At 67.0% G+C, this 26,592-nt stretch carries 24 protein-coding genes; 10 read left to right on the forward strand and 14 right to left on the reverse strand.

Translation table 11 applies throughout. From position 1 onward, the window contains the following. Positions 1 to 11 precede the first annotated feature (11 nt). The 3 genes from ACZZZN_RS08930 to guaB1 form a co-directional block, all read right to left on the reverse strand. Positions 12 to 1,073, reverse strand: coding sequence for a hemolysin family protein (locus ACZZZN_RS08930; RefSeq protein ID WP_463504806.1), 1,062 nt, complete (start codon positions 1,071 to 1,073; stop codon positions 12 to 14). Then, a complete protein-coding gene (locus ACZZZN_RS08935; protein ID WP_463504807.1) occupies positions 1,070 to 2,386 on the reverse strand; it encodes a hemolysin family protein in 1,317 nt (438 codons plus the stop codon). The genes ACZZZN_RS08930 and ACZZZN_RS08935 overlap by 4 nt, the downstream gene beginning before the upstream one ends. Before the next feature lie 109 nt (positions 2,387 to 2,495). Beyond that, on the reverse strand, positions 2,496 to 3,950 hold the full coding sequence (gene guaB1 / locus ACZZZN_RS08940) for a GMP reductase (protein WP_463504808.1): 1,455 nt from the start codon (positions 3,948 to 3,950) through the stop codon (positions 2,496 to 2,498). A 160-nt stretch (positions 3,951 to 4,110) separates the two neighbouring features. Between guaB1 and ACZZZN_RS08945 the strand changes: the two genes are divergently transcribed. Continuing rightward, positions 4,111 to 7,791 (forward strand): multifunctional oxoglutarate decarboxylase/oxoglutarate dehydrogenase thiamine pyrophosphate-binding subunit/dihydrolipoyllysine-residue succinyltransferase subunit, encoded by a 3,681-nt coding sequence (locus ACZZZN_RS08945; RefSeq protein WP_463504809.1) that lies wholly within the window; start codon positions 4,111 to 4,113, stop codon positions 7,789 to 7,791. Between the two features lie 77 nt (positions 7,792 to 7,868). Here the strand turns inward: ACZZZN_RS08945 and ACZZZN_RS08950 are convergent, their stop codons facing one another. Genes ACZZZN_RS08950 through ACZZZN_RS08960 form a run of 3 tightly spaced genes read right to left on the reverse strand, consistent with a single transcriptional unit; the run spans position 7,869 to position 10,132 of the window. Then, positions 7,869 to 9,179, reverse strand: a complete 1,311-nt coding sequence (locus ACZZZN_RS08950; RefSeq protein ID WP_463504810.1) for a GNAT family N-acetyltransferase — start codon at positions 9,177 to 9,179, stop codon at positions 7,869 to 7,871. A gap of 42 nt (positions 9,180 to 9,221) precedes the next feature. Continuing rightward, positions 9,222 to 9,467, reverse strand: coding sequence for a zf-HC2 domain-containing protein (locus ACZZZN_RS08955; RefSeq protein WP_053095677.1), 246 nt, complete (start codon positions 9,465 to 9,467; stop codon positions 9,222 to 9,224). Then, complete coding sequence (locus ACZZZN_RS08960; RefSeq protein ID WP_463504811.1) at positions 9,464 to 10,132, reverse strand: sigma-70 family RNA polymerase sigma factor; 669 nt, start codon at positions 10,130 to 10,132, stop codon at positions 9,464 to 9,466. Before ACZZZN_RS08960 ends, ACZZZN_RS08955 begins: the two co-directional genes overlap by 4 nt. A 70-nt stretch (positions 10,133 to 10,202) precedes the next feature. On the opposite strand from ACZZZN_RS08960, the gene aroA reads away from it, so the two are divergent. From aroA to bcp, 3 genes are read left to right on the forward strand one after another with little or no spacing between them, the layout of a single operon-like run. Further along, positions 10,203 to 11,528 carry a 3-phosphoshikimate 1-carboxyvinyltransferase gene (gene aroA / locus ACZZZN_RS08965; RefSeq protein ID WP_463504812.1) on the forward strand — a complete coding sequence of 442 codons (1,326 nt, stop codon included), beginning with the start codon at positions 10,203 to 10,205 and terminating at the stop codon, positions 11,526 to 11,528. Then, the gene (rsgA, locus tag ACZZZN_RS08970) at positions 11,525 to 12,595 is read left to right on the forward strand and encodes a ribosome small subunit-dependent GTPase A (RefSeq protein WP_463504813.1); all 1,071 of its coding nucleotides are present in this window, start codon (positions 11,525 to 11,527) and stop codon (positions 12,593 to 12,595) included. The genes aroA and rsgA overlap by 4 nt, the downstream gene beginning before the upstream one ends. A gap of 9 nt (positions 12,596 to 12,604) precedes the next feature. Beyond that, positions 12,605 to 13,078 carry a thioredoxin-dependent thiol peroxidase gene (gene bcp, locus ACZZZN_RS08975; protein ID WP_463504814.1) on the forward strand — a complete coding sequence of 158 codons (474 nt, stop codon included), beginning with the start codon at positions 12,605 to 12,607 and terminating at the stop codon, positions 13,076 to 13,078. 12 nt (positions 13,079 to 13,090) lie between these two features. On the opposite strand, the gene ACZZZN_RS08980 is transcribed toward bcp, so the two are convergent. Next, positions 13,091 to 13,474: a hypothetical protein gene (locus ACZZZN_RS08980; RefSeq protein WP_463504815.1), complete on the reverse strand. Its 384-nt coding sequence runs from the start codon at positions 13,472 to 13,474 to the stop codon at positions 13,091 to 13,093. A gap of 233 nt (positions 13,475 to 13,707) precedes the next feature. Between ACZZZN_RS08980 and ACZZZN_RS08985 the strand changes: the two genes are divergently transcribed. After that, positions 13,708 to 13,956: a WhiB family transcriptional regulator gene (locus ACZZZN_RS08985; RefSeq protein WP_017203224.1), complete on the forward strand. Its 249-nt coding sequence runs from the start codon at positions 13,708 to 13,710 to the stop codon at positions 13,954 to 13,956. Positions 13,957 to 14,026: 70 nt separating this feature from the next. Here the strand turns inward: ACZZZN_RS08985 and ACZZZN_RS08990 are convergent, their stop codons facing one another. Both ACZZZN_RS08990 and ACZZZN_RS08995 read right to left on the reverse strand, forming a co-directional pair. Then, a complete protein-coding gene (locus ACZZZN_RS08990) occupies positions 14,027 to 15,508 on the reverse strand; it encodes a sensor histidine kinase (protein ID WP_463504816.1) in 1,482 nt (493 codons plus the stop codon). Positions 15,509 to 15,532: 24 nt separating this feature from the next. After that, positions 15,533 to 15,919 carry an Rv3235 family protein gene (locus ACZZZN_RS08995; RefSeq protein WP_463504817.1) on the reverse strand — a complete coding sequence of 129 codons (387 nt, stop codon included), beginning with the start codon at positions 15,917 to 15,919 and terminating at the stop codon, positions 15,533 to 15,535. Between the two features lie 80 nt (positions 15,920 to 15,999). Here ACZZZN_RS08995 and ACZZZN_RS09000 point away from each other — a divergent pair, with 80 nt between their 5' ends. After that, positions 16,000 to 16,650, forward strand: a complete 651-nt coding sequence (locus ACZZZN_RS09000) for a hypothetical protein (protein WP_463504818.1) — start codon at positions 16,000 to 16,002, stop codon at positions 16,648 to 16,650. On the opposite strand, the gene ACZZZN_RS09005 is transcribed toward ACZZZN_RS09000, so the two are convergent. Then, the gene (locus ACZZZN_RS09005; RefSeq protein WP_463504819.1) at positions 16,638 to 16,916 is read right to left on the reverse strand and encodes a helix-turn-helix domain-containing protein; all 279 of its coding nucleotides are present in this window, start codon (positions 16,914 to 16,916) and stop codon (positions 16,638 to 16,640) included. The genes ACZZZN_RS09000 and ACZZZN_RS09005 overlap by 13 nt on opposite strands. Before the next feature lie 97 nt (positions 16,917 to 17,013). Between ACZZZN_RS09005 and ACZZZN_RS09010 the strand changes: the two genes are divergently transcribed. Continuing rightward, entirely contained in the window at positions 17,014 to 17,637 is a 624-nt protein-coding gene (locus ACZZZN_RS09010; protein WP_463504820.1) for an SAF domain-containing protein, read from the forward strand. Beyond that, positions 17,634 to 18,872 (forward strand): AAA family ATPase, encoded by a 1,239-nt coding sequence (locus ACZZZN_RS09015; RefSeq protein ID WP_463504821.1) that lies wholly within the window; start codon positions 17,634 to 17,636, stop codon positions 18,870 to 18,872. Before ACZZZN_RS09010 ends, ACZZZN_RS09015 begins: the two co-directional genes overlap by 4 nt. Here the strand turns inward: ACZZZN_RS09015 and ACZZZN_RS09020 are convergent. Continuing rightward, positions 18,796 to 20,022, reverse strand: a complete 1,227-nt coding sequence (locus ACZZZN_RS09020) for a pyridoxal phosphate-dependent aminotransferase (RefSeq protein WP_463504822.1) — start codon at positions 20,020 to 20,022, stop codon at positions 18,796 to 18,798. The genes ACZZZN_RS09015 and ACZZZN_RS09020 overlap by 77 nt on opposite strands. 70 nt (positions 20,023 to 20,092) lie before the next feature. Beyond that, positions 20,093 to 22,900, reverse strand: coding sequence for a preprotein translocase subunit SecA (gene secA, locus ACZZZN_RS09025; protein ID WP_463504823.1), 2,808 nt, complete (start codon positions 22,898 to 22,900; stop codon positions 20,093 to 20,095). Between the two features lie 163 nt (positions 22,901 to 23,063). Here secA and ACZZZN_RS09030 point away from each other — a divergent pair, with 163 nt between their 5' ends. Further along, complete coding sequence (locus ACZZZN_RS09030) at positions 23,064 to 23,666, forward strand: PadR family transcriptional regulator (protein ID WP_463504824.1); 603 nt, start codon at positions 23,064 to 23,066, stop codon at positions 23,664 to 23,666. A gap of 61 nt (positions 23,667 to 23,727) precedes the next feature. After that, positions 23,728 to 25,056, forward strand: coding sequence for a coiled-coil domain-containing protein (locus tag ACZZZN_RS09035; protein WP_463504825.1), 1,329 nt, complete (start codon positions 23,728 to 23,730; stop codon positions 25,054 to 25,056). Between the two features lie 79 nt (positions 25,057 to 25,135). On the opposite strand, the gene hpf is transcribed toward ACZZZN_RS09035, so the two are convergent. Both hpf and ACZZZN_RS09045 read right to left on the reverse strand, forming a co-directional pair. After that, positions 25,136 to 25,792: a ribosome hibernation-promoting factor, HPF/YfiA family gene (gene hpf, locus ACZZZN_RS09040; protein ID WP_463504826.1), complete on the reverse strand. Its 657-nt coding sequence runs from the start codon at positions 25,790 to 25,792 to the stop codon at positions 25,136 to 25,138. A 93-nt stretch (positions 25,793 to 25,885) separates the two neighbouring features. Continuing rightward, a complete protein-coding gene (locus tag ACZZZN_RS09045; protein ID WP_463504827.1) occupies positions 25,886 to 26,575 on the reverse strand; it encodes a ComF family protein in 690 nt (229 codons plus the stop codon). Positions 26,576 to 26,592 lie beyond the last annotated feature (17 nt).

Raw genomic sequence — 26,592 nt, forward strand, 5'->3', positions numbered from 1 at the left:
AGTCTGACTCGTCAGTGCCCGCGGACTCGTCGCGTCGCGTCCTGCACCTCGCCGACCAGCTCCTCCAGGATGTCCTCCAGGAAGAGCACGGCGGTGATCGCACCGGTACGGTCGCGCACCTTCGCGAGGTGACGGCCCGCTCGTCGCATGACGGCGAGTGCGTCTTCGAGATCGGTGTCCTCCTGCACCGGAACCATGTGGTGGATCCGCTTCGAGGGCAGAGGCTCGAAAAGCCTCGCCGCAGCATCCGGACCGTCGGATGCTCGGAGGATGTCCTTGAGATGCACGTATCCGACCGGGAGGTGCTCGTCGTCGACGATCACGTACCGCGAGAAGCCGTAGCGCGCCACGGCCTTCTCGATGTCGTCAGGCGTGGTGGTCTCGGGAAGGGTCACGAGATCACTCAGCGGCACCGCGACGTCACGGGCCTTCTTGTCGGTGAACTCGACCGCGGCTGCCACGGCACCCACCGTGTCGGCGAGCACTCCTTCACGCCGTGACTGGTCGACGATCGTCGCCACCTCCTCGAGGGTGAAGGTCGAGGCGGCCTCGTTCTTGGGCTCCACCCGGAACAGGCGGAGGACGCCGTTTGCGGCGGCGTTGAGCACCCAGATGACGGGCATGAACGCCTTCGAGACCCAGACGAGTGGCGGAGCGAGCAGCAGCACCGCGCGATCCGGGATCGAGAACGCGAGGTTCTTCGGCACCATCTCGCCGAACACCACGTGCAGGAACGACACGACCAGCAGCGCGATGGCGAACGAGACCGCGTCGACGACGCCGTCAGACCATCCGAGAGCGTGCAGCGGAGCCGCGAGCAGGTGGTGGATGGCGGGTTCCGACACGTTCAGGATCAGGAGCGAGCAGATCGTGATCCCGAGCTGCGAGGTCGCGAGCATGAGGGTCGCGTGCTCCATGGCATACAGAGCGGTCTTCGCAGCGCGCGACCCCTGCTCCGCTCGTGGCTCGATCTGCGAGCGACGCGCCGAGATCACGGCGAACTCCGCACCGACGAAGAAGGCGTTCGCGATGAGAAGCACCACGAGCCATGCGATTCCTGCCCAATCGTTCATCGGGTCACCCCCTCATCCGCGCTTCTCTGACTCGATACGTATCGCACCCGATCGACCCGGCGACCGTCCATGCGCACCACTTGGAGGATGCCGGTGTCGAGCGGAACCTCGTCGCCGACGACCGGCACCCTTTCGAGCACGCTCATGACGTATCCGCCGACGGTGTCGTAGACGTCGCCCTCCGGCACATCGACACCCGCTCTGCGGCGCAGTTCGTCCGGCCGCAGTTCTCCGGGGAAGGTCACGCCGCCCCGTCCGACGACGACTCCGGCCCTCATCCTGTCGTGCTCGTCGGCCACCTCGCCGACGATCTCTTCGACGAGGTCTTCCAGGGTCACGAGCCCGGCGGTTCCGCCGTACTCGTCGACGACCACCGCGAGCTGGTAGCCACGCGCGCGAAGCTCGGTGATCAGGCTGTCGACGTGTGCCGTCTCCGGAACCCGCAGCGGTTCGGTCGACAGCGCGCCGACCGGAACCTCCGCGCGACGCTCACGCGGCACCGAGATGGCAGCCTTCAGGTGCACCACCCCGGTGATGTCATCGAAGTCGTCGTCGTATACCGGGAATCGGCTGTGGCCGGTGCGACGTGCGAGCTGAATCACGTCGTCGGCCGAATCGCCGGCCGCGATCGCGTGCATGCTCGGACGTGCCGTCATCACATCGGCCGCGGACAGACGAGAGAAGGTGAGCGTGCGATCGAGCAGAGTCGCCGTATCGGCCTCGAGCACGCCCGCGCTGGCGGAGCGACGCACCAGCGACGACAGCTCCTCTGCGGTACGGGCGCCGGAGAGCTCTTCCTTGGGTTCGATGCCCATGCTGCGCAGCACGCCGTTCGCGCTGCCGTTCAGCACGACGACGGCGGGCTTGAACACCGTGGTGAACGCGACCTGGAACGGCACGACCAGCTTGGCGGTCGCGAGAGGGAGGGCGAGGGCGAAGTTCTTCGGGACGAGCTCACCGAGGATCATCGACAGAGCGGTCGCGACCACCATCGCCACGACCGTCGCGATCGGAGCGACGGCTGCCTCGGGGAACTTCCAGGCGACGAGCGTCGGCCGCAGCAGATTCGAGAGCGCCGGTTCCATCGTGTAACCGGTGAGCAGTGTGGTGAGCGTGATTCCGAGCTGAGCCGCGGAAAGATGCGTCGAGGTGTGCCGCAGTGCGCCGATCGTCATGGCAAGCCGTGACTCGCCTCGTGCCTGACGTGCCTCGAGGTCGGCTCGGTCCAGATTGACCAGAGCGAACTCGCTCGCCACGAAGAGTCCGGTGCCGATCGTGAGCAGAAGCCCCACGCCCAACAGGATGTAGTCCATCAGTGTGTCCCCTCAGAGCTGAGGGGCGGGCGGTGGGGCGATCTACTGCAACTGGGAGGGTCGTCCATAGTGTCCCGATTCTACGGGATCACCGCGCGAGGCGGGATGCTCACCAGCTGACCGGCAGCGCCTTGCCCTCTTCGTAGCCGGCTGCCGACTGCAGGCCCACGAGCGCGCGATCGTGGAACTCCGCGACCGAGTCCGCACCGGCGTAGGTGAAGGACGAGCGCACTCCGGACGTGATCATGTCGAGGAGGTCCTCCACACCGGGCCGCAGCGGGTCGAGATAGATCTTCGACGAGGAGATGCCCTCGGCGAAGAGCTCCTTGCGGGCGCGCTCGTATGCGTCGAGGCGCCCGAAGCGGGCCTGTACGGCCTTGGTGGATGCCATTCCCCAGGATTCTTTGAAGATGCGCCCGTCCGGGTCGGTCTGAAGCTCGCCCGGCGCTTCGATGGTGCCCGCGAACCACGACCCGACCATGACCGATGCCGCGCCGGCGGCGAGAGCGAGGGCGACGTCGCGCGGATAGCGCACTCCTCCGTCTGCCCACACGTGTGCACCGAGCTCGCGCGCCGCCTGAGCGGTCTCGAGGACCGCCGAGAACTGGGGCCGCCCGACGGCCGTCATCATGCGGGTCGTACACATCGCACCGGGCCCGACTCCGACCTTCAGGATCGACGCGCCGGCCTCGACGAGGTCCTTGACCCCGTCGGCGGTCACGATATTGCCCGCGACTATCGGAATACCGGGATTCAATGCCGCGACGTCGGCGAGCGCCTTGAGCATGCCCTCCTGGTGGCCGTGCGCCGTGTCGACCACCAGCACATCGACGCCCGCCGCCACGAGCGCCCGCGCCTTGGCGGCGACGTCTCCATTGATGCCCACGGCAGCCGCGACCGCCAGCCGACCGTCGACGTCGAGAGCCGGTCGATACAGCGTCGACCGGAGAGCACTGCGCGCGCTCAGCGTGCCGACCAGGTGACCGTGATGCACGATCGTGACCATCTCGACACCGGCGTCGGTGATCACATCGAAGGCATGTCGTTCCGAGCCGATGTCGTCGGCATCGAGCGATGGCGTACCCGCGTGCACCAGGTCGCCGAGCTGCGCATCGGGCAGAGCTGTCGCCAGGCGCGTCGCCGGGAGGACGCCGAGGATCCGCTCCACCGAGTACGGCGCCTCCCCCACTGCGACGACCACACCGTGTCCGGAGGCGGCGGGGAGAAGACGCAGCGCATCGGCCACCGAGGCGCCCGGTGCGAGCACGATCGGGGTGTCCCACAGCACCGGCTGCGCCTTGACATCGCGGATCGCGGCGTCGAGGGCCTGCAGTGGCATGTCCTGTGGCAGGACACCGAGTCCGCCTCGCCGAGCGAGCACCGCCGCGAGGCGAGGACCCGTGACGGAGTTCATGTTCGAGGCGACGATCGGCAGCGTCGCAGGCGTTCCGTCCTGCGGGGCGAGGTCCACCTGCAGACGGCTGGTGACGGCCGAGCGGCGCGGAACCAGGAACACGTCTGAATAGGTCAGATCGACTGTGGGTGACTCACCGGAGAACTCCATGCCCCCACGCTACTCAGATCGGCTGTGCGACGGCACTCCGCTTGGACGATTGCCCGGGGAAACACGTTAGGCTTGGTGACCGAGAGTGTGCGGACCCGAAACGCATCCTGCGTCGCGGTGTGCACATGTGGAATTCAGCGATGAAAGAGGGCGATCGAGCGTGTCGAACCAGGTGACCGGCGTCGGGGGCGACGGGGGGTTCGGAGCCAATTCGTGGCTCGTCGAAGAGCTCTACGAGCAGTTCAAGGTGAACCGTGACTCCGTGGACAAGGAGTGGTGGCCGATCCTCGAGAAGTACCAGTCGGATGCCGCGTCAGGCACGACCGCCACCGCTTCTCCCGCAGCGTCTGCAGACCAGTCCGCTCATCCGGTGACCGCTCCCATTCCCGTGATCGGAACCCAGCCGGTCGCCAGGACGACGACGAAGCCGGCTGTGGCGGCGCCCATTCCCGCGCAGGCTCCGAAGCCCGCGGCGAAGGAGGCGGAGGACTCCGCCGAGGAAGACAAGATCACGCCGCTGCGTGGTCTCCCCAAGACCCTCGCCGCGAACATGGACGAGTCGCTGACCGTCCCGACCGCCACCAGCGTCCGCACGGTCCCCGCCAAGCTGATGATCGACAACCGCATCGTCATCAACAACCACATGTCGCGCACGCGCGGCGGCAAGATCAGCTTCACCCACCTCATCGGCTGGGCGCTCATCCGCACGCTCGACGAGTTCCGCAGCCAGAACGTCTTCTACGCCGAGATCGACGGCAAGCCGTCCGTCGTGGCTCCGGCCCACGTGAACCTCGGCATCGCGATCGATCTGCCCAAGCCCGACGGCACCCGCGCTCTCATGGTCCCGAGCATCAAGCGTGCGGACACCCTCTCGTTCAGCGAATACCTCGTCGCCTACGAAGACCTGGTCACCCGCGCCCGCAACAACAAGCTCACGGCCGCCGATTTCCAGGGCACAACGGTCTCACTGACCAACCCGGGCGGCATCGGCACCGTGCACTCCGTGCCGCGCCTCATGAAGGGCCAGGGCTGCATCATCGGCGCCGGCGCCCTCGAGTACCCGGCCGAGTTCCAGGGTGCGAGCGAGCGCACGCTCAACGAGCTCGCGATCGGCAAGACCATCACGCTGACCAGCACCTACGACCACCGCGTCATCCAGGGTGCAGGTTCCGGAGAGTTCCTCAAGAAGGTCCATGAGCTGCTCATCGGCCAGCGCGGCTTCTACGACGACATCTTCGCCGCCCTCCGCATCCCGTACTCGCCGATCCGCTGGAACCCCGACATCGCGGTCGATCTCGCCGAGCGTGTCGACAAGCAATCCCGGGTGCAGGAGCTCATCAACTCGTTCCGCGTGCGCGGTCACCTCATGGCCGACATCGACCCGCTCGAGTACGTGCAGCGCTCGCACCCCGATCTCGAGATCGAGAGCCACGGGCTCACCTTCTGGGACCTCGACCGCGAGTTCGTCACCGGCGGATTCGGCGGCCGCAGGGTCGCGAAGCTCCGTGACATCCTCGGCGTGCTGCGCGACTCCTACTGCCGCACCCTGGGCATCGAGTACATGCACATCCAGGACCCGGAGCAGCGTCGCTGGTTCCAGGAGAAGGTCGAGGTCAAGTACCAGAAGCCCGGCCACGACGAGCAGCTTCGCGTCCTCCGCAAGCTCAACGAGGCAGAGGCCTTCGAGACCTTCCTGCAGACGAAGTTCGTCGGCCAGAAGCGTTTCTCGCTCGAGGGCGGCGAGTCGCTCGTCCCCCTGCTCGACGAGATCCTCCAGGGCGCTGCCACCGCCGGCCTCGAGGGTGCGGCGATCGGCATGGCGCACCGCGGCCGCCTGAACGTCCTGACGAACATCGCCGGCAAGACCTACGGTCATGTGTTCCAGGAGTTCGAGGGAACCCAGACGCCCGGCAACCAGCGCGGCTCCGGCGACGTGAAGTACCACCTCGGCACGGAGGGAACCTTCGTCGCCGACGACGGGTCCGAGCTCCCGGTCTACCTGGCCGCGAACCCGTCTCATCTCGAGACGGTCGACGGCGTGCTCGAGGGCATCGTCCGCGCCAAGCAGGACCGCAAGCCGATCGGCACCTTCGCCTGGCTGCCGATCCTCGTGCACGGAGATGCCGCATTCGCCGGTCAGGGCGTGGTCGTCGAGACATTGCAGATGTCTCAGCTGCGCGGATACCGCACAGGCGGCACGATCCACGTCGTCGTCAACAACCAGGTCGGCTTCACGACTCTGCCCAACGACTCGCGCAGCTCGGTGTACGCCACGGACGTCGCGAAGACGATCCAGGCGCCCGTGTTCCACGTGAACGGCGACGACCCCGAAGCCGTCATCCACGTCGCGCAGCTCGCCTTCGAGTACCGCGAGCGGTTCCACCGTGACGTCGTCATCGACCTCGTCTGCTACCGCCGTCGCGGGCACAACGAGGGAGACGACCCCTCGATGACGCAGCCGCTGATGACCGATCTGATCCAGGCCAAGCGCTCGGTCCGCAAGCTCTACACCGAATCTCTCGTCGGTCGCGGTGACATCACCGAAGAGGAGTACGACGAGGCCAAGGCCGACTTCCAGAATCGTCTGGAGATCGCCTTCGCCGAGACGCACGCCGCCGAGACGGGCACGACGCCTGTCGTCCAGGAGGCCCCGTCTGCCGAAGAGCAGGTCGGCGCTCCGGAGGTCACCGGAGTCGCCAACGAGGTCATCCAGCTCATCGGCGACGCGTTCGTGAACAAGCCCGAGGGCTTCACCGTGCACCCGAAGCTGCAGCAGCAGCTCGAGAAGCGCCTCGACATGAGCCGCAACGGCAACATCGACTGGGGCTTCGGCGAGCTGCTCGCCTTCGGTTCCCTCCTCGTCGAGGGCACGTCCGTTCGGCTCGCCGGGCAGGACTCGCGTCGAGGCACGTTCGTGCAGCGTCACGCGACTCTGCACGACCGCGCGAACGGCCAGGAATGGCTGCCGCTGTCGAACCTCTCCGAGTCACAGGGGCGCTTCTTCGTCTACGACTCGCTCCTGAGCGAATATGCGGCGCTCGGCTTCGAGTACGGCTACTCGGTCGAGGCTCCCGAAGCTCTCGTGCTGTGGGAGGCCCAGTTCGGTGACTTCGTCAACGGCGCCCAGTCGGTCATCGACGAATACATCTCGGCAGCCGAACAGAAGTGGGGACAGCAGTCCAGCGTCACCCTGCTCCTCCCCCACGGCTACGAGGGTCAGGGGCCGGATCACTCGTCCTCGCGCATCGAGCGCTTCCTGCAGATGTGCGCACAGGACAACATGATCGTGGCGCGCCCCTCGACGCCCGCGTCGTACTTCCACCTGCTTCGCCGCCAGGCTTACGCGCGACCGCGCAAGCCGCTCATCGTCTTCACGCCCAAGGCGATGCTGCGTCTGCGCGGGGCGACGAGCCCGGTCGAGGCCTTCACTCAGGGCCGCTTCGAGCCTGTGATCGACGATGGCAGAGGCCTGGATCGCAATGCAGTGAAGCGCGTGCTCGTGCACTCCGGCAAGGTCCATTGGGATCTCAAGGCCGAGCTCGAGAAGAACCCGAACCCCGAGGTCGCACTCGTCAGGCTCGAGCAGCTGTACCCGACGCCGATCGACGGCCTGAAGGCCATCACCGACTCCTACCCGAACGCAGAGCTGGTCTGGGTTCAGGAGGAGCCCGAGAACCAGGGCGCCTGGCCGTTCCTCGCTCTCGCATTCGCGGACGTCCCTGGCGACCGTAGCTTCCGTCCGGTCTCGCGTCCGGCCTCGGCATCGCCCGCGACGGGTTCGTCGAAGGTGCATGCGGCCGAGCAGGCGAAGCTGCTGCGCGACGCTCTCACCCTGGGCTGAGCACCACCCGGCATACGAAGAAGGAGCCTCGACGAGACCGTCGAGGCTCCTTCTTCGTCTGTGCGGCGGATGGACGCTCAGTACCAGATGTCGAGCGCCGGGGCGGGGAAGGAGACGAACGCGCGGTCGAGTGCCTCGACGACATCCCGGTCGGCGACGATGCGCCCTGCGCCATGGAGCGACGAGGCTCGGACTGAGCCGGCGTACAGGATCGACAATGCCGAGACGTCGAGCTCGGCATCCACGTGCAGACCGTCGGCGGTGTCGACGGCATCGAGCGTCGGTGCGCCCTGAGCATCCACGCGCAGACGCCAATCGCCCGCGGTGAAGCCGAGCGGGTCGCTGACGCGGATGACCATGTCGAGCGGCGCAGAATACGTCCTCGCGGTGAGCGCGGTCGAGATGTCGAGGATCCGCAACCAGCCGTGATCATGAACGGTCTGCGTCACACCGCGAGGATCCTGCACGAGCCAGGGAAGCGCGTCGTCCAGCGGACGGAGGTCCGCGGTGACCTCGTCGACGAGATCATGCTGCAGGGCGAACCGCCAGAGCGCGGCCGTCGCCTCCGGCGTCTCCGCGACCAGCAGCCGGACGTCGAGCGTGAAACGGAAAGTCCCGCTGCCGTCACGGAGGACGATGGCCATGGCGCCGCGCACCTCGCCGTCCCGATCGAGGTAGCGGATCCCACGCACCTTCGCACCGTCGCTGTTGCCCGGTGCGAGCCCGGCGATACCCGTCCAGCGCGATGGCCATCCCGGAATCTGTCCGGAGCGCGCGCTCCGTGCACGCTCGTGCACAGTGCCGAGCGCCGTCGCGAGTGCCTCACGATCGACGTATTCGACGCGCCCGTCGACCGCGGGGCCCGCCCACCCGGCGCGGCGCGTGTCGACGGTGAACTTCGCCATGGGCAGCGCCGAGCCGAAGCCGTACCGCCCGTAGATCGTGGCCTCGGAGACGGTGAGCCCCGCGATCGGCACACCCGCGGAGACCGCGGACCGCAGCTCGCCCTCGAGGAGCGCCCTGGCGATGCCGCGACGGCGATGCGTGGCGGAGACGGTGACACCGCTGATGGCCCACATGGGCAACTCCGCACCGCCCGGAAGTGTCACGGGGGTCACCCACGAGTCGATGGTCGCGACCGGCATCGTGTCGGCCGCCGGGGTCTCGTACACACCGGTGTTCCGGCGTGCTTCGAAGGTCGGCTGGCCGAAGTCGAGTTCCTCCGCCGTCGGCTCGGCACCGAGGAACCCGCGCGTTGTCGCCCGCTGGAAGATCTCGGACCGAGCCTCATCGGCTGTGTCGACGACGCGATAGGTCAGCGATCCGGCGGCGAGACGCGCGGTCGAATCGGGGTCGGCAGGGATGTCGCGTGAGTCGATGAGCGTCATGCATCCACCCTACGGGCAGCTACGAGCCGTAGCCTGGCCGCGTCAGTGCTGAGCGGACTGGACCTCGCGAAGTCGCGCGAACACCTGATCGCGCAGCTCCTCGGGGGCAGTCTCCTTGCACGCGCGCGCGACCACCTCCGTGAGGGTCGTAGCCACGAGAGCCTCGTCACGACAGGACGGGCAGTTCTCGAGATGCTCACGGATCTCGGTGTGCTCGGTGTTGCACACCTCGTTGCGGAGGTACTCCTCGAGATCCTTGCGGGCTTTGTCGCAGCCGCAGTCGGTCATTTCTTGCTCCTCGGGTCGGCCGCGGAGATTCCCCGCTCCACGGCGTAGTCGGCCAGCAGCTCCCGCAGCATCCGCCTGCCTCGATGCAGGCGACTCATCACGGTGCCGATCGGCGTCTTCATGATGTCCGCGATCTCCTGATAGGCGAAGCCCTCCACATCCGCGAGGTACACCGCCAACCGGAAGTCCTCGGGTACGGCCTGCAGCGCATCCTTGACGACCGATGCAGGCATGTGGTCGATGGCTTCCGCCTCGGCCGAACGGCTGTGCGAGGCAGTGGTCGTGGTCGACTCCGCGCCGCCCATCTGCCAGTCCTCGAGCTCGTCGATCGTGCCCTGGAAAGGCTCCCGCTGCTTCTTGCGGTAGATGTTGATGTACGTGTTGGTGAGGATCCGGTAGAGCCACGCCTTCAGGTTCGTGCCCTGCGAGAACGTCGCCCATGAGCCGTACGCCTTCACGAACGTCTCCTGCACGAGGTCAGCAGCGTCTGCCGGGTTGCGCGTCATGCGCATCGCCGCGGCATAGAGCTGATCCATGAACGGGATCGCCTGTTCCTCGAATTCGCGCCGAGGGTCGCTGACCGTCTCTGCGGTTGCCGTGTCATCCATCACCGGCCAGTCTAGGCCGCTGAGGTCCACCGACTCGCGTTCCAGCATTGCGAGCATGCTCTCTCCTTCTCGTCGAGTGGACGCCGTTCTCTCTGGCGGACACTCGCGTTTACTAAGGTGGGAACCGATGAGCGCCAACAGGTATTCCCCCTCCCCTGTCCAGGGCGTCTATGTCGCGCCGTCCACCACCGACGCAGTCCACGCCACTGTGACGATTCCAGGGTCCAAGTCCCTCACGAATCGCGAGCTCATCATCGCCGCGATCGCCGACGGCCCAGGCCGTCTGATCGCGCCTCTGCACTCCGACGACTCTCGTCGCATGGTCGAGGCGCTGCGTGCACTGGGGGTCGGTGTCGACGAGGTCGACGGCGACGGGGAATTCGGTCCTGACCTCGTGGTGACTCCCGCACGGCTCGAGGGCGGCAGTACCGTCGATTGCGGTCAGGCGGGCACCGTGATGCGCTTCATCGCGCCGCTCGCGGGACTGGCTCTTCACGACGTCCACCTGACCGCTCACGAGAACGCACTGCATCGGCCGATGGGGGGTCTCATCAGCGCGCTGCGCGATCTCGGCGTCGACATCGACGACGAGGGCACCTGGGCGCTCCCCTTCACCATCCGGGGTCACGGACGCATCCGCGGTGGTCGTGTCGAGATCGATGCGTCCGCGTCGAGCCAGTTCGTCTCGGGCCTTCTCCTCGCAGCGCCCCGATTCGATGTCGGACTCCACCTGGTCCACACCGGCGATCGCCTTCCGAGCCTGCCCCACATCGACATGACGATCGAGGCGCTGAGCCGACGCGGCATCCGCATCGAGCGACCGGCCACCGGTGAGTGGCTGGTCGAGGCCGGCGTGCCCCGCGCGAAGGAGATCCACATCGAACCGGATCTCTCGAATGCCGCGCCCTTCCTGGCGGCGGCTCTGGTCACCGGCGGCTCCGTGTCCGTGCCGGGCTGGCCTGTGCATTCGACACAGCCCGGTGCTCTCCTGCCCGACATCCTGCAGGCGATGGGGGCCCACGTCGGGCGACACAGTGGCACGCTCACCGTGAAAGCGGGAACCGAGATCCGAGGACTCGATCTGGATCTGTCCGCCGCGAGCGAGCTGACGCCGACGCTGGTCGGGCTGGCGGCGTTCGCCTCCGGACCCACGACGATCCGAGGGATCGGACACATCCGACTTCACGAGACGGATCGCATCGCCGCCCTCATCGCAGACCTCCGCGCTCTCGGCGGCGAGGCCGAGGAACTGCCCGACGGCCTGCGGATCATCCCGCGCCCTCTGCACGGCGGGTCCTGGACGGCCTATCACGATCACCGCATGGCGACCACCGGAGCCCTGATCGGACTCCGCGTCCCCGGCGTCGAGATCGACGACATCGGCACCACCGCGAAGACCCTTCCGGAATTCACCCTCCTGTGGGAGCGGATGCTGCGGGGCGAATCCGCGTGAGCTGGCTCGACGACTCCGACGACCTCGACGGCGACTTCGAGGACTACGACGAGAGCAGCTTCCGCACCCGCCCCAACCCCAAAGCGAACCGCCCTCGGACCAAGCGTCGTCCCGCGCACGACGACGCACAGATCGGCCGTGTTCTCGGCGTCGACCGCGGTCGCTACTCCGTGCTGTTGGACGAGGGCGCACCCGACGAGCGCATGATCACCGCAGCGCGTGCGCGGGAGCTGCGTCGCAACCCGATCGTCACCGGCGATCAGGCCAAGGTCGTCGGCGACACCTCGGGCGACGACGGCACGCTCGGCCGTATCGTCGGCATAGTGGATCGCACGTCCCTCCTCCGGCGCAGCGCCGACGACACCGATCAGGTCGAGCGCGTCATCGTCGCCAACGCCGACCAGATGCTCGTCGTGGTCGCCGCGGCCGATCCCGAACCGCGCGCGCGGCTCGTGGATCGATATCTGGTCGCTGCTCTGGATGCGGGAATCCGACCGCTCCTCGTCGTGACGAAGACCGATCTCGCGGACCCGAGCGATTTCCTCGCTCATTTCGACGGACTCGATCTGCGCGTCTTCACGAGCGCGGAGGACGACATGCCCATCGATGAGATCGGCGCCGCACTCGTCGGACATTCGACCGTCTTCGTCGGCCACTCCGGAGTGGGCAAGTCGACTCTCGTCAACGCGCTCGTGCCGAGCGCACTCCGTGCCACCGGACACGTGAACCAGGTGACGGGACGGGGCCGACACACATCGTCGTCGACGGTCTCGCTGTGTTACGAGGGTCCGGCCGGCGCAGGCTGGGTGATCGACACCCCTGGCGTGCGCTCCTTCGGACTGGGACATGTGCAGCCCGAGAACATCCTCGCGGCGTTCACAGAGCTCGCCGAGATCGCCGAATCATGTCCGCGTGGCTGCACCCACCTCCCCGACGCTCCCGACTGCGCCCTGATCGAGGCAGCCGATCGAGGCGAGCTCACCGAGACGGGGCTCGCCCGCCTCGACTCTCTGCAGAGGCTGCTGCAGACGTTTGCAGACAAGGCGGAGCAGTCGCCCGGCCGATAGGCTGACGGGGTGACTGTGCGCTTGGAACCCGGAACCGCTGCCCCTGATTTCTCCCTGCTCGACCAGGACGGCGCCACCGTGCGTCTGTCGGATCTGCGCGGACAGAAGACCGTGCTGTACTTCTACCCCGCTGCGATGACGCCCGGATGCACCACGCAGGCGTGCGACTTCCGCGACAGCATCTCCTCGCTCCAGGGAGCCGGTTATCGAGTCATCGGGGTCTCCCGCGATGAGCCGAAGAAGCTGTCGGCGTTCCGTGATCGCGACGGGCTCACCTTCACTCTCCTCAGCGATCCCGACCATTCCGTCCACACCGCGTACGGCGCGTGGGGCGAGAAGATGAACTACGGCAAGCTCGTCGAGGGCGTGCTCCGCTCGACCTTCGTCATCGACGAGGACGGGACGATCGCGCTCGCCCAATACAACGTCAAGGCGACCGGACACGTCGCACGGCTGCGCAAGCAGCTGGGGCTCGACGTCTGAGCCGACCTCCCGTCAGTCGGCGGGGCGCTCGTTCTCGGCGCGAGTGCTCGCGATGAGCAGTCCGAAGCAGACGACCGCGGGCACACCTACTGCGACGGTGAACAGCCACGGAATCGGCTGAAGCGTCATCGACGCGAGCGCCAGTGCCACTGCGAGAACCTGGAAGACGACACCGCCTGAACGCGCCCACGAATGCCCTTTTCGCGTGCCGACAGCGAAAGCCACGAGAGCGATCGCTCCCAACACGGTGAGGACGATCAACGCGAGTGCGGTGGGCAGAGATGAGGCGTCGCCCGCGCCGAGTCCCATGAGTTCGATCAGTGCGAAGAGGACGAGCGCCGCGCCTTCCGCAGCGAGGACCGCTGAAGCCGCGAGCGCGAGGCCTGGTGAACGCACGATGTCTCCTGAGAATCGAATGAGAACGAGCGAAACCCTTGATTTCGCCGGTTTCATGTAACAGAATAGACAGCGTCATGTGCTCCCACAGCGGCGTGGGGCGGGCTTCGTGCCTGCATCACAAATGCGGGCATTCGTCCGCATCTCATACAGGGTAGCTGAACCCGATCAGCACCCGAAATCCGAGTACGTCGCGCTGCGACATCTCTTGAAATCCACACCGAGGAGCCCCCATGGACTGGCGCGACAAAGCCGCCTGCTTGACTGTCGACCCCGAGCTGTTCTTCCCCGTGGGGAACACCGGTCCTGCCGTCGACCAGATCGAGAAGGCGAAGACCGTCTGCGCCACCTGCACAGTGACCGAGATCTGCCTGCAGTACGCCCTCGAGACCAGCCAGGACTCGGGCGTGTGGGGCGGCCTCTCCGAAGACGAGCGCCGCGCTCTCAAGCGCCGTGCAGCGCGCGCCCGCCGCGCCTCCTGACGAACGACGAAGCGGCCCGAGACATCGTCTCGGGCCGCTTCGTGTGTCCGGAAGATCCGGAAGCGACGGACTACTTCGTGAGCCAGCGGAGCGGGATGTCGATGACCACCTCGGTGCCCTCGCCCTCGCTGCCGTGCCACTCGATGGATCCACCCAGCTCCCCCTGGATCAGCGTGCGGATGATCTGCGTTCCCAGCCCCTGACCGATACGACCCTCCGGAAGACCGAGACCGGTGTCTCGAACGGTCACACGGAGGTTCTCCTCAGTGCGGGCGGCATCGATCGTGACCATCCCCTCCTGTCCCGCGAGGCCGTGCTCGACGGCGTTCGTGACCACCTCTGTCAGCGCGAGCGCCAGCGGAGTCGCATATTCGCTCGGCAGAACGCCGAAACGGCCGGTCGACTGAGTGCGAGCGCGCGTGTTCGGCGCGGAGGCGACCTCCGCGACCAGCTTGAGGACACGATGGAACACCTCGTCGAAGTCGACCTTCTGAGTGAGCCCCTGTGCGAGTGTGTCGTGCACGACGGCGATCGAGTCCACCCGCCGCATCGCCTGGGTCAGCGCCTCACGCGCCTCATCGGAATGGGTGCGGCGCGCCTGGATGCGCAGCAGCGACGCGACCGTCTGCAGGTTGTTCTTGACGCGGTGGTGGATCTCCCGAATCGTCGCGTCCTTGGTGATGAGTTCCTGTTCCTGATGCCGCAGCTCAGAGACGTCGCGGCAGAGCAGGATCGCACCGATGCGTGTTCCGTGATCCTTCAGAGGGATCGCTCGCAGCGAGACCGTCACGCCTCGCGCCTCGATGTCCGTCCGCCAGGGAGCCCGCCCGGTGACGACGACCGGCAGCGATTCGTCGACCTGCCGCGACGGCGGCACGAGGCGTGTCGTCACTTCGGCGAGCGACTCGCCCTCGAGCTCGTCGTCGAAGCCCATCCGGTTGAAGGCCGAGAGCGCATTCGGACTCGCGAACGTCGTGATCCCGTCGACGTCGATGCGGATGAGGCCGTCGGACGCACGCGGAGCACCGCGTCGCGGTGAGGTCGGTGCAGCAAGGTCGGGGAAACTCCCGTCCGCGATCATCCTGAACAGATCGTTCGCGCACTCGTCGAACGTGATCTGCTGGCGTGATGGAGTGCGCGCCTCTCCGAGGTTCGTGTGACGTGTCACCACTCCGATCACGGACGGCGTCTGACCGCTCGGACGCGCGCTGACGATCGGCACCGCGCGGACGCGCGTCGGAGTCTCCTCGAACCAGTCCGGCGAGGATGAATCGACGATCTCGGCGGTGTCGAACGCACCCTGCACCTGCGTGCGCCACTGAGGACGCACCCGCTCACCGACGATGTCCCGATAGAACAGAGTCGCCGCGCCGCTCGGACGCGCGTGGGCCACAGCGACGAACGATCCGTCATCCGTCTGCACCCAGACCACGATGTCCGCTGAGGCGAGGTCGGCCAGGAGCTGGCCGTCCCCCGCGAGTCGATGCAGCCATTCGACGTCGTTGTCGGCCAGGAGGCCCTGGGCATGGGCGAGATCGCTGAGGGTTGACACCCCACCAGCCTAGAGCGACTCCGCTCAGAGTATCGCCAGCGACGTGGTCCGCCAGCGGCGGTCGAGCCCCTCCAGGCGGATCGCGACCGCCCGTGTGCGGCCTGGCCCCGCCACGACCACGACAGCCTCGACCTTGCCGTCGACCGGCTCGGTGACTCGGATCGAGAGGATCCTGAAAGTCGGGCGCGCAGGCGAGACCCCCCTCGCGCTGCGCGCCCTCGCCGACAGATTCGCCCTTGTCACAAGACTGCGGTACGCATCTTCGCTGAACCACCGGGCGAGCTGATCGACTTCTCGTACCCCCGCGAGCACCTCGAGCACACCCTGAGTGAGACTTCGCAGCAACGGTTGCGGATCCGGGAGCTCGGCGCGGGGCGTCTGCTGCGGTGCGAAATACTCATGAAGCGTCATCGGCGGCACTCTCGATCGGGTTGGACAGCGCCCAGTAGAGCACTCGGTCGGATGCCGATCCGGGGGTTCTCTGAAGGAATGTGGATAACTCGTACGCCGCCGAAGAGGTGGCCTACGGTAGGCGGGTGCACTGGGATCGACTGTTCGAGAATCTCGAAGGCCAATTGGCCGCCGAATGGGAGAGCGAGCGGGCTGCGCTCGACGCCGAATCCGAACGGCTGCGCATCTCGCGGCTCGAGCTGCGCACCCGACTCCGGATGCTCTGCGCGGCGTCGACTCCTGCGACCCTCGACCTCCCCGGACATCGGATCCGAACTCGACTGGAGTCGCTGGGGGCGGATTGGGTGGCCGCCGCCATGACGGACGGAGAGGGATCGTCATCGCGCGCGGTGCGTATCATCCCCCTGCACGCCATCATGGGGCTGAGCGTCGACCACGGCTTGCTTCTCTCGAGTCTCGACGAGAGCGAGTCTCCGCCCCCGTCGCTGCGTGAGCGCATGACCTTGGGGTTCCTCCTCCGGGACTTCGCACGACGCCGCGTGCCGGTGCGCATCATCGTCGTCGACGGGGCCGATTTGCACGGGACGGTCGATCGGGCAGGCGCCGATCATCTCGATCTCGCACTCCATGATCCGGGAACGGCCAGACTGGCGGGCGCGGTCCAGAGTTTTCGCATGCTGCCGTTCGCAGCCGTCGCCTCGATCCAGACCGTGGGCGCTCAGATGCCGTGAGCGTGCGACGTGCCCCAGACTTCGGGGAAGCTCGCCTCGTTGGCCTGTCGCCACAGCGCCATGCGTCGCGCTTCCTCGGACTGCTCGGCGAGGTAGTCGCTCAGGCTGCCCTCCTCCACACGCCAGCGGGCAGGTGTACCGAGCTTGGAGCCGCGAAGCCGACCTGCGCAGACCAGATCTATGACCTCGTCCACCTCGATGCACAGCAGCTCGGCCACCTGCGCGGGTGCGAGGAAGCGCTGGGCAGGCGTGGAGGCATCGGGCATGCATCCATTGTCTCGCGGCCTCACGAATGCATTCCGCACGTGAGCGCGCTGTGGATAACTCCCCCGGTCGTCACCCGATCTCTGTGACGATGACGGCATGGACTTGATGCCTCGCTCTCGACGTGCCTTCTGGGGTGACCTGCGCTTTCTGATCGGGATCGTATTGGTGGCCGCATCGATCGGCGGCGTGTGGCTCGTCGTCTCCTCGTCCACCGCCACGACTCCGGTGCTGCAGGCGAACAGAACGATCGTCACCGGGGAGACGCTCGTCTCGGCTGACTTCCAGGTGGTCGAGGTCAACCTCGGCGCAGCGACGAGCGGCTACCTCGCACCCCAGGATCTCTCACCCGGCCAGGTCGCCCGGCGCACCATCACCGATGGCGAGCTCCTACCGCGAACTGCGATGGCTGACGCCGACTCGGCCAGGAAGACCACGATCGTGATCGACAGCAACACCGGACTTCCCGCTGACCTCGCGGCCGGAGCGGTGGTGGAGATCTGGCATGCTCCGCCCCTCGACGACGGGCGCACGGCATACGAGGCTCCTCGGCTGCTCGTCGCAGACGTCGTCGTCGCCGCCGTCACGAAGTCCGAGGGCATGCTCGCGTCGAGCGGGGCGACGGCCGAAGTGGTGATCGATCGCACAGACGTCCCGGCCATGCTCGCGGCGATCACCGGAGGCTCCGCGCTGTCCGTCGTGCCGGTCGGGTCTTCTCGATGACCGCGGTGGTCGTCGCGGTTCCGGAGCCACGGGCTTCGGTCCTCGCCGCTGAGCTCGAGATCGAGGGGATCGAGGTGGTGGCGGTCGTGGGCCCCGCCTCGCTGCTGCCTCTTCCGGAAGGGATCGACGCCGCGATCATCACGGCGACGCGCGGGGTCCTGACTCCGGCGCTCGTGGCAGCGTGCGATCGTGCCGGCGTGCGGATCGTTCCGCTCGGCGAGGGCGAGAGCCGACTGCTCGGCCGCTACGGACTCATGAGCATGCTTCCCGCCGACGCCGGCGGATGGGAGGTGGCTGCGGCGCTGGAGGCCGATGCACCGCCCGCGACACCGCGGCCGAGCTCCTCCCCGCACCGCGTCGTCGCAGTGTGGGGGCCGGCCGGCGCACCGGGCCGATCGACTCTGGCGATCCAGCTCGCCGTCGAACTCTCGCGGTCGGGACGTCGGACCGCGCTCGTCGATGCCGACACTGTCGCCCCATCTCTCGCGTTGCTGCTCGGACTCAGCGATGACGAGCCCGGAATCGCCGCTGCCTGCCGCAGAGCGGAGCTCGGCGCGCTCGACGGTGCCGAGCTCACGCGTCTCGCCACGACTCTCGAGACGGGCGCAGGCTCCCTCGAGGTGCTCGGTGGGATCAACCGTCCGAGTCGCTGGCCCGAGCTCTCTGCGGACCGGCTCCAGGCTGCGCTTCGCGTGTGCAGGACCTGGGCGGAGGAGACCGTCGTCGACGTGTCGAGCGCATTCGACGCCGACGACGAAGCCACGTACGACCTGACCGGGCCCCGCCGTCACGCCGCGACGTCAGCGGCTCTGTCAGAAGCCGACGTGATCGTGGCCATCGCTTCGGCCGATCCTCTGGGCATCAGCCGATTCCTTCGTGATCATTCGGAACTCCGGCGGCTGACTGCTCCGACTCCGATCCGCGTCGTGGTGAACCGCCTGCGTCCCGGTCCGCTCGGCCTCGACGCACGCGGTCAGATCAGACGTACTCTCGATCGTTTCGCAGGCATCACCGATGTGTCCTTCCTGCCTTTCGATCAGCGTGCCACCGACGCCGCGCTGCTCCACGCCCGGCCGATGACCGACGTGACGCCACGCTCGTCATTCGTCGCCGCCGTGCGAGCAATCGCGCACGACCACTCCGCAGCGACCGTGACGGCTACTGCCGGTAGCTCGAAAGGAAGTTCCCGAGGCGCTCGACGGCTTCGGCGAGGACACGCGGCTCCGGGAGCGTGACGAGTCTCAGGTGATCCGGCGACGGCCAATTGAACCCTGTCCCCTGGACGAGCAGAATGTGCTCGGACACGAGGAGGTCGTACACGAGTTTCGCGTCGTCCCGGATCTCGTGGACCTCGGGGTCGAGCTTCGGGAAGGCGTACAACGCACCCATCGGCTTCACACAGGAGACTCCGGGGATCGATTCCAGACCTTCCCATGCCACATCCCGCTGTTCGTGCAGTCTGCCGGAGGGGGCGATCAACGCGTCGATCGACTGCACTCCCCCGAGCGCGGCCTGCACCGCATGCTGCGCGGGAACGTTGGGGCAGAGCCGAGTGGATGCGAGCAGGTTGATCCCCTCGAGGAACCCTTTCGCGTGAGACTGCGGCCCGGTGATCACCAACCAGCCTGAGCGGAAACCGGCGACCCGATAGGTCTTCGACAGACCGTTGAAGGTGAGACAGAGCAGGTCCGGTGCCAGTGTCGCCGTCGGGATGTGGGTCGCGCCATCGAACAGGATGCGGTCGTAGATCTCGTCCGACAACAGCAGAAGCTCGTGCTCACGCGCGATCTGCACCATGCCTGCGAGGACTTCGCGGGAGTACACGACGCCGGTCGGATTGTTCGGGTTGATGATCACGAGCGCCTTCGTGCGCGGGGTGATCTTCGACCTGATGTCCTCGAGGTCGGGCTGCCAGCCGTTGTCCTCGTCGCACAGATAGTGCACCGGTGTGCCGTCGGCCAGACTCGTCATGGCCGTCCAGAGGGGGTAGTCGGGCGCGGGAATGAGCACTTCATCCCCCTCGTCGAGCAGCGCCTGCATGGTCATCGTGATGAGCTCGGAGACCCCATTGCCGAGGAACACGTCCTCCGGGTCGAAGCGCGGGAATCCCTCGATCTCCTCGTATCGGCTGACCACGGCGCGGCGAGCAGAGACGATGCCTTTGCTGTCGCTGTAGCCGTGCGCGGTCGGCAGCGCGGCGAGCATGTCGTGCACGATCTGGTGGGGAGCCTCGAAACCGAAGATCGCAGGGTTGCCGGTGTTGAGCTTGAGGATCCGATGCCCCTCGGCCTCGAGCCGCGCCGCCTCGACGAGCGTGTTTCCACGGATCTCGTACAGGACGTTCTTGAGCTTCGACGACTGGTCGAAGTGGCGCGTTGGTGTCATTTCGCAAGCCTACAATGACGCGAAGAGGGGCTGATCCCATGGATCAGCCCCTCTTCGTGTCGCGCTGCGACTACTTCTTCTTCTTGCCCTGAGCTCGGCGCTGCTCGCGGTTTCCCGCGGGTGCGGCCGGGGCGTCGGTGCGCTGACCGAAGGCGCCGCGTGGGCCCTCTTCGACCTCTGCTTCCTCAGCCGGCGCAGTGCGCGCGGCAGCGGCCTGCCGAAGGCGATCGGTCGCCGCCTGCTGCACCTGCCCGCGATCGTTGCGAACTTCGACCTCGCCGGCATCATTGGCCGCGGAGTACTCGAGCCGCTGCTCCACTGCCCCCTCGGACAGCCCCTTCGCTTCGACCTCGGCGGTCTGCGAGTCGGCGGCGCGACGCACTTCGACCTCGAGGTTGTAGAGGTATCCGACGGACTCCTCCTTGATCTGCCCCATCATCGACTGGAACATCGCGTAGCCCTCACGCTGATACTCGATCAGCGGGTCGCGCTGGGCCATGGCACGCAGTCCGATGCCGTCCTTGAGGTAGTCCATCTCGTAGAGGTGGTCACGCCAGCGACGGTCGAGCACCTGGAGGACGACTCGCCTCTCGAGCTCGCGGGTCGCGGTCTCACCGAGCGACTCCTCGCGCGTCTCGTAGGCGATCTTCGCGTCGGACAGGAGCTCACGCGTCAGGCCGTCCGCCGAGATACCGCCCTTGCGGTCTGCGGCTTCCGAGACGACCTCGTCGATCGTCACGCTCACGGGGTAGAGGGTCTTCAGCTCGGTCCAGAGAGCGTCGAAGTCCCAGCTCTCGTTGTGGCCCTCGCCCGTGTGGTCTCGGACGACGCCGCTGATCGCGTCCTCGATGAAATGCTGGACCCGGTCGGCGATGTCGTCGCCCTGCAGGATGTGACGACGGTCGGCGTAGATCGCCTCACGCTGGCGGTTGAGCACGTCATCGTACTTGAGGACGTTCTTGCGCATCTCGGCGTTGCGCGACTCGACCTGCGACTGCGCGCTGCGGATGGCCCGCGACACCAGACCGGACTCGATCGGGACGTCGTCCGGGAAGTTGGTCCGCGAGAGGATCGCCTCGGCGGCACCCGACTGGAACAGGCGCATCAGGTCGTCGGTGAGGCTCAGGTAGAAGCGGCTCTCGCCGGGGTCGCCCTGACGGCCCGACCGACCACGAAGCTGGTTGTCGATGCGACGAGACTCGTGACGCTCGGTGCCGAGGACGTAGAGTCCACCGGCATCGATGACCTTCTCGGCCTCCTCGGAGACGACGCTCTTCATCGCCTCGTACGTCTCGTCCCAGGCGATCTCGTACTCCTCGGGAGTCTCGACGGGGTCGAGGCCCTTGCCCTTGAGCTCCTGGACGGCGAGGAACTCGGCGTTACCGCCGAGCATGATGTCGGTGCCACGGCCGGCCATGTTGGTCGCCACGGTCACTGCGCCGAGACGACCGGCTCGAGCGACGATCTCCGCCTCACGTGCATGGTTCTTCGCGTTGAGCACCTCGTGCTTGACGCCCTTCTTGGCGAGGAGCCGCGACAGGTACTCGCTCTTCTCGACGCTGACCGTGCCCACGAGCACCGGCTGCCCCGAGGCGTGACGCTCGGCGATGTCTTCGACCACCTGGGCGAACTTCGCCGTCTCGTTCTTGTAGACCAGGTCCGACTGGTCCTTGCGGACCATCGGCCGGTTGGTCGGGATGGGGATCACGCCGAGCTTGTACGTCGACATGAACTCGGCCGCCTCGGTCTCGGCGGTACCCGTCATTCCTGCCAGCTTGTCGTACAGACGGAAGTAGTTCTGCAGCGTGACCGTGGCGAGAGTCTGGTTCTCCGCCTTGACGGGCACAGCCTCCTTGGCCTCGATCGCCTGGTGGATGCCCTCGTTGTAGCGGCGTCCCACCAGGATGCGACCCGTGTGCTCGTCGACGATCATGACCTCGTCGTTCATCACCACGTAGTCGGTGTCCTTCTTGAACAGGGCGAGCGCCTTGATCGAGTTGTTGAGGAAGGAGATCAGCGGAGTGTTCGCGGACTCGTAGAGGTTGTCGATGCCGAGATAGTCCTCGACCTTCTCGATGCCGGGCTCGAGAACGCCGACCGTGCGCTTCTTCTCATCGACCTCGTAGTCGACGCCCGCTTCGAGCGTCCGCGCGATCTTGGCGAACTCCGCGAACCATCGATTCGCCTCGCCCGATGAGGGACCGGAGATGATCAGCGGCGTGCGCGCCTCGTCGATGAGGATCGAGTCGACCTCGTCGACGATCGCGAAAAAGTGCTCGCGCTGGACGAGATCCTCCTTGCGCCACGCCATGTTGTCGCGAAGGTAGTCGAAGCCGAACTCGTTGTTCGTGCCGTAGGTGATGTCGGCGGCGTACTGTTCACGACGCACGGCGGGAGTCTGACCCGAGACGATGATCCCGGTCTTCATTCCCAGCGCGCGGTACACGCGGCCCATCAGCTCTGCCTGGTAGCTCGCGAGGAAGTCGTTGACGGTGATGACGTGGACGCCCTCGCCGGCGATCGCGTTGAGATACGCGGGGAACGTCGCGACGAGCGTCTTGCCCTCACCGGTCTTCATCTCAGCGATGTTGCCGAGGTGGAGAGCGGCGCCGCCCATGATCTGCACGTCGTACGCGCGCATGCCGAGCGTGCGCTTCGCCGCCTCGCGGACAGCCGCGAACGCCTCGGGCATCAGCTGATCGAGAGTCTCACCGGCGGTGTAGCGGGCACGGAGTTCGACGGTCTCGTTGCGCAGCTCGTCATCCGTGAGCTTGGAGATGTCCTCTTCCAGTGCGCCCACGGCCTTCACCACCTGGTTCAGTCGACGGATGACCCGCCCCTCACCGGCGCGCAGCAGCTTCTCAAGAGGATTGGCCACAGATGTCATCTCCCTGTCGATGGTTCCGGCAGCGCCGCCGTTCGGGCGCCCACCAGGCATACCTTGTCATGTTACCGGGCCGTGACCTCCACGTCGCCTGCATGGCGCTCTCAGCGAACTTTTCCCGGTATGTATATATTGATCGTCGACACAGGAGGTCGACATGTCCGTTCGTCAAAGCCTGCTCTCGATTCTCGCGCAGGGACCCTGCTACGGATATCAGCTCCGCCACGAGTTCGACCGCCGTACCGGATCCGTCTGGCCGCTGAACGTCGGACAGATCTACAACACTCTGGAACGCCTCGAACGCGACGGACTCGTCGCACGAGGCGAGGCGGACGCGCAGGGTCACGTGTACTGGGAGATCAGCGACGCCGGCCGGGCCGAGGTCGTTCGATGGATGTCATCTCCGGTCGAGCGGGGACAGGCCACGCGGGATGAGCTCGCCATCAAGGTGGCGATCGCGGCGACGCTTCCGGGGTCGGATGCGTCCGCAGTCATCGCCACCCAGCGAGATGCGTCGTCGGAACACCTGGCGTCCCTGCGGCGCCTGCGCGCATCACGCGAAGACAGCGACCCGGAAGGCCTCGCGTGGTCGCTCGTGGTGGACTCGATGCTTCTCACAGCCGATGCCGAGCTGCGCTGGCTCGACCACGTGGAGGCACGCCTCGCGGAGCATCCGCAGCACGCGCTCACGCTGGGGCTCACCCCTGACCGCCCCAAGCGCGGACGCCCCACGGGCACGGGGAACGCCGCGCTCATCTGATGCGTTCGCCTGGAGCGGATGCACAGCCAGACGCCACTGCGGGGAAACTAGGATCAGACCTATGGCAGGCATATGGGGCAGACGCAAGCGTGAACAGGAAGCACTGGCGGCACAGGACGCCGATCTCGCACGCCGCGCCGAGCAGTCCCTGGTGGCGACTGATGAGCGCATCCGATCCACGTCCGACGAGCTCGTGTTCGCCGAGGCCGAGTTGGGCGAATCACTCACCGGCGATCTGCGCAGAGCACTCAGCGCCGTGCGCACCCATCTGCGTGAAGCCTTCCAACTGCACCAGCTCAACCACGACGAGATCCCGGACACTCCTGAGGAGCTCCGGACCCGCAACGCGCGCATCGCTCAGCTCTGCGAGTGGGCGCAGGATCTGCTCGATGAGAAGACCTCCGAACTCGCCGAGTCCATCGCGAAGGTGCGCCGGGCTCCCGAGATCATCGCGCAGGTCAGGGCCGATGCGGCGGCGTTGAGCCAGCGCATCCCTCACACGAACGATGCCGTGGCGCGGTTGTCCGAGCGCTACTCGGATTCGGCGATGCACCAGATCACGGCGAGCGCCGCCGAGGCCGAGCAGCTCATCGCGTTCGCGACCCACGGCGCCGACGTGTCGGAACGCCGCCGCGCCGCGAAGCAGAACGAGGAGGCGAACCTCGCCCTCGAGACCGCGACCGAGGCGACACGGCGGGCATCGTCACTGCTCGACGCCGTCGAGGACTTCGAGATCGAAGCGCTCCGAGCCGAATCGACGTTGGCAGAGGTCGTGGCAGATTCTCGGGGAGACCTCATCGCGGCCAGAACCGCACCGCAGACACCCGCAGTCACCTCTGCCGTGGCGGCCTTGCAGCACGCCCTCAGCGCGCTGAGCCCCGCGGGGACGCCGGGAGATCCGTTCGCCGAGCTCTCGCAGCTGCGCACGGCCAACACCGCTCTCGATGACGCGATCGCGAAGGCACGGCACCGCGAGGCGAACCCCCTGCCGAGCATCCAGCAGGTCCAGCACGCCATCGACGACGCCGATCGGCAGCTCGGTGTCGCCCGGGGTCTCATCGCCGGACATCGTGGGTGGATCGGTGCGGACGCGCGGACACGGTTGGCCGAGGCAGAACGACTCCGCGTCGATCTTTCGGATCTGCTGCCCGCAGAGGACACCCGCGAGCAGGCTCTCGGCAGCGCCCGTCGTGTGGCGCACCTCGCCTCAGAGGCCCTCCAGCTGGCTCAGCGCGACATCGATTCGTCTCGCCCTCGGGACGACGGCTGGGGTGGCGGCGGCAACGGCTGGGGAGGCGGCGGCCGCCGTGGCGGCGGCGGAGGCGACATCGCGTCGGGAATCCTCGGTGGCCTCGTGATCGGCAGCCTCCTCGACGGCATGTTCGACTGACACCGGGTTCGACTGACACCGGTTCACGAAGAGCGACGGCCCGACCGCACGGGGCCGGGCCGTCGCTCTTCGTATGAACTCAGGACGCGAGCGCCTCGGCAGGCGGGGCCTGCGTGCTCAGGGCGATGACGCCGTAATCCCATCCCTTGCGTCGGTAGACGACGCTGGGGTGATCGGAGCGAACGTCGACGAACAGGAAGAAGTCGTGTCCGACGAGTTCCATCCTGTCGACCGCCTCTTCGACGGTCATCCACTCCGCCTCGAAGCTCTTGGTACGGATGACGACCGGAGAGTAGATCTCCTCGTCGTCGTTCTGGACCGGCACGTTGCCGGTCGCGACGGCATGCAGCACATCAGCGGATGCGGGTTCGACGTCGATACCCTCGAGCGAGCCACTGGCCTTCTCGAAGTGCGCGCCTCGCGGATGCTGTCGACCGTCGACGCGCTTCTCCTTGGCACGTCTCAGCTGTTCGGACATCTTGTCGACCGCCAGATCGAGGGCGACGAACTTGTCGCTGTCGGTGGCTTCCGCTCGAACCACGGGGCCTTTGCCGATCAGCGTGAGTTCGACGGTCTCGTCGGGTACCCGGCCGTTCCGGTAGGCCCGATGCGTGACCTTGACGTCAATGCGCTGCGCTCGGGCAGCGAACGTCTGGACCCTGGCGATCTTCTCCTCGACAACGGTTCGGAAGCGATCGGTGATACCCACTCCGACGCCAACGATGCTTGTTTCCATTGCTGCCTCCTTGTCCCGGTCCTCCCGGCCAAGGGCGGACCGTGGTCGCCTTAGAACCCCCACCGTAGTCGGCCTGGGGACGGATGTCACGGGTCATTTGCTCCGTGTCTCCGATGTGTTCACGATGCGTTCGCTGTGGCGTGGTGTGACTGCCAGCACAGCGGCCGCCACCACGCGGTGGCCGCGGCTCTCCAGCGCGGCGGCTGCCTCGTCGAGCGTGGCACCGGTGGTCATGACGTCATCGACGACGATGACGCCGCGCGCGTCCCCGGCGTGTCGCGGGCGCATCGTGCCCCGCACGTTCGACACCCGTTGCGTCGCATCGAGACCTCGCTGATCTCTCCGCGCACTCTGCACGAGGACCCGATAGGGCACCTCCCCCGCGCGTCTGAGCAGCAGCTCCGGCACGCGGTACCCTCTTCGACGGAATGCGTGCCGAGAGGTCGGCACCGGCACGATCGACACCTGCTGCCGATCGCTCGCCGTCCGCAGGCGCGCGAGGTCGAGAGCCGCGGCGAGCGCGAGACCGAGCGGAGCCGCCACCAGAGTCTCCCCACCGTCCTTGAGCCTTCGGATGCAGCTCGCCGCCACGGACTCGAAGGAGAGCGCTGCGAACACCGGGAGCCCCTGGGGCGTGCTCAGCTCGCGCACGCTCGGTCGGATGCCCGCTCGACAACTGCCGCAGAGCACCGTCTCGGGGATCCCGCAGCCTGCACAGGTCGCCGCGAGAACGAACGAGAGCAGCTCAGACGACAGGACGTGGAGACGAGAGGAGCGGAGCACCCCCCGATCCTCCCCTG

This window comes from Microbacterium sp. AC145, from assembly GCF_979258505.1.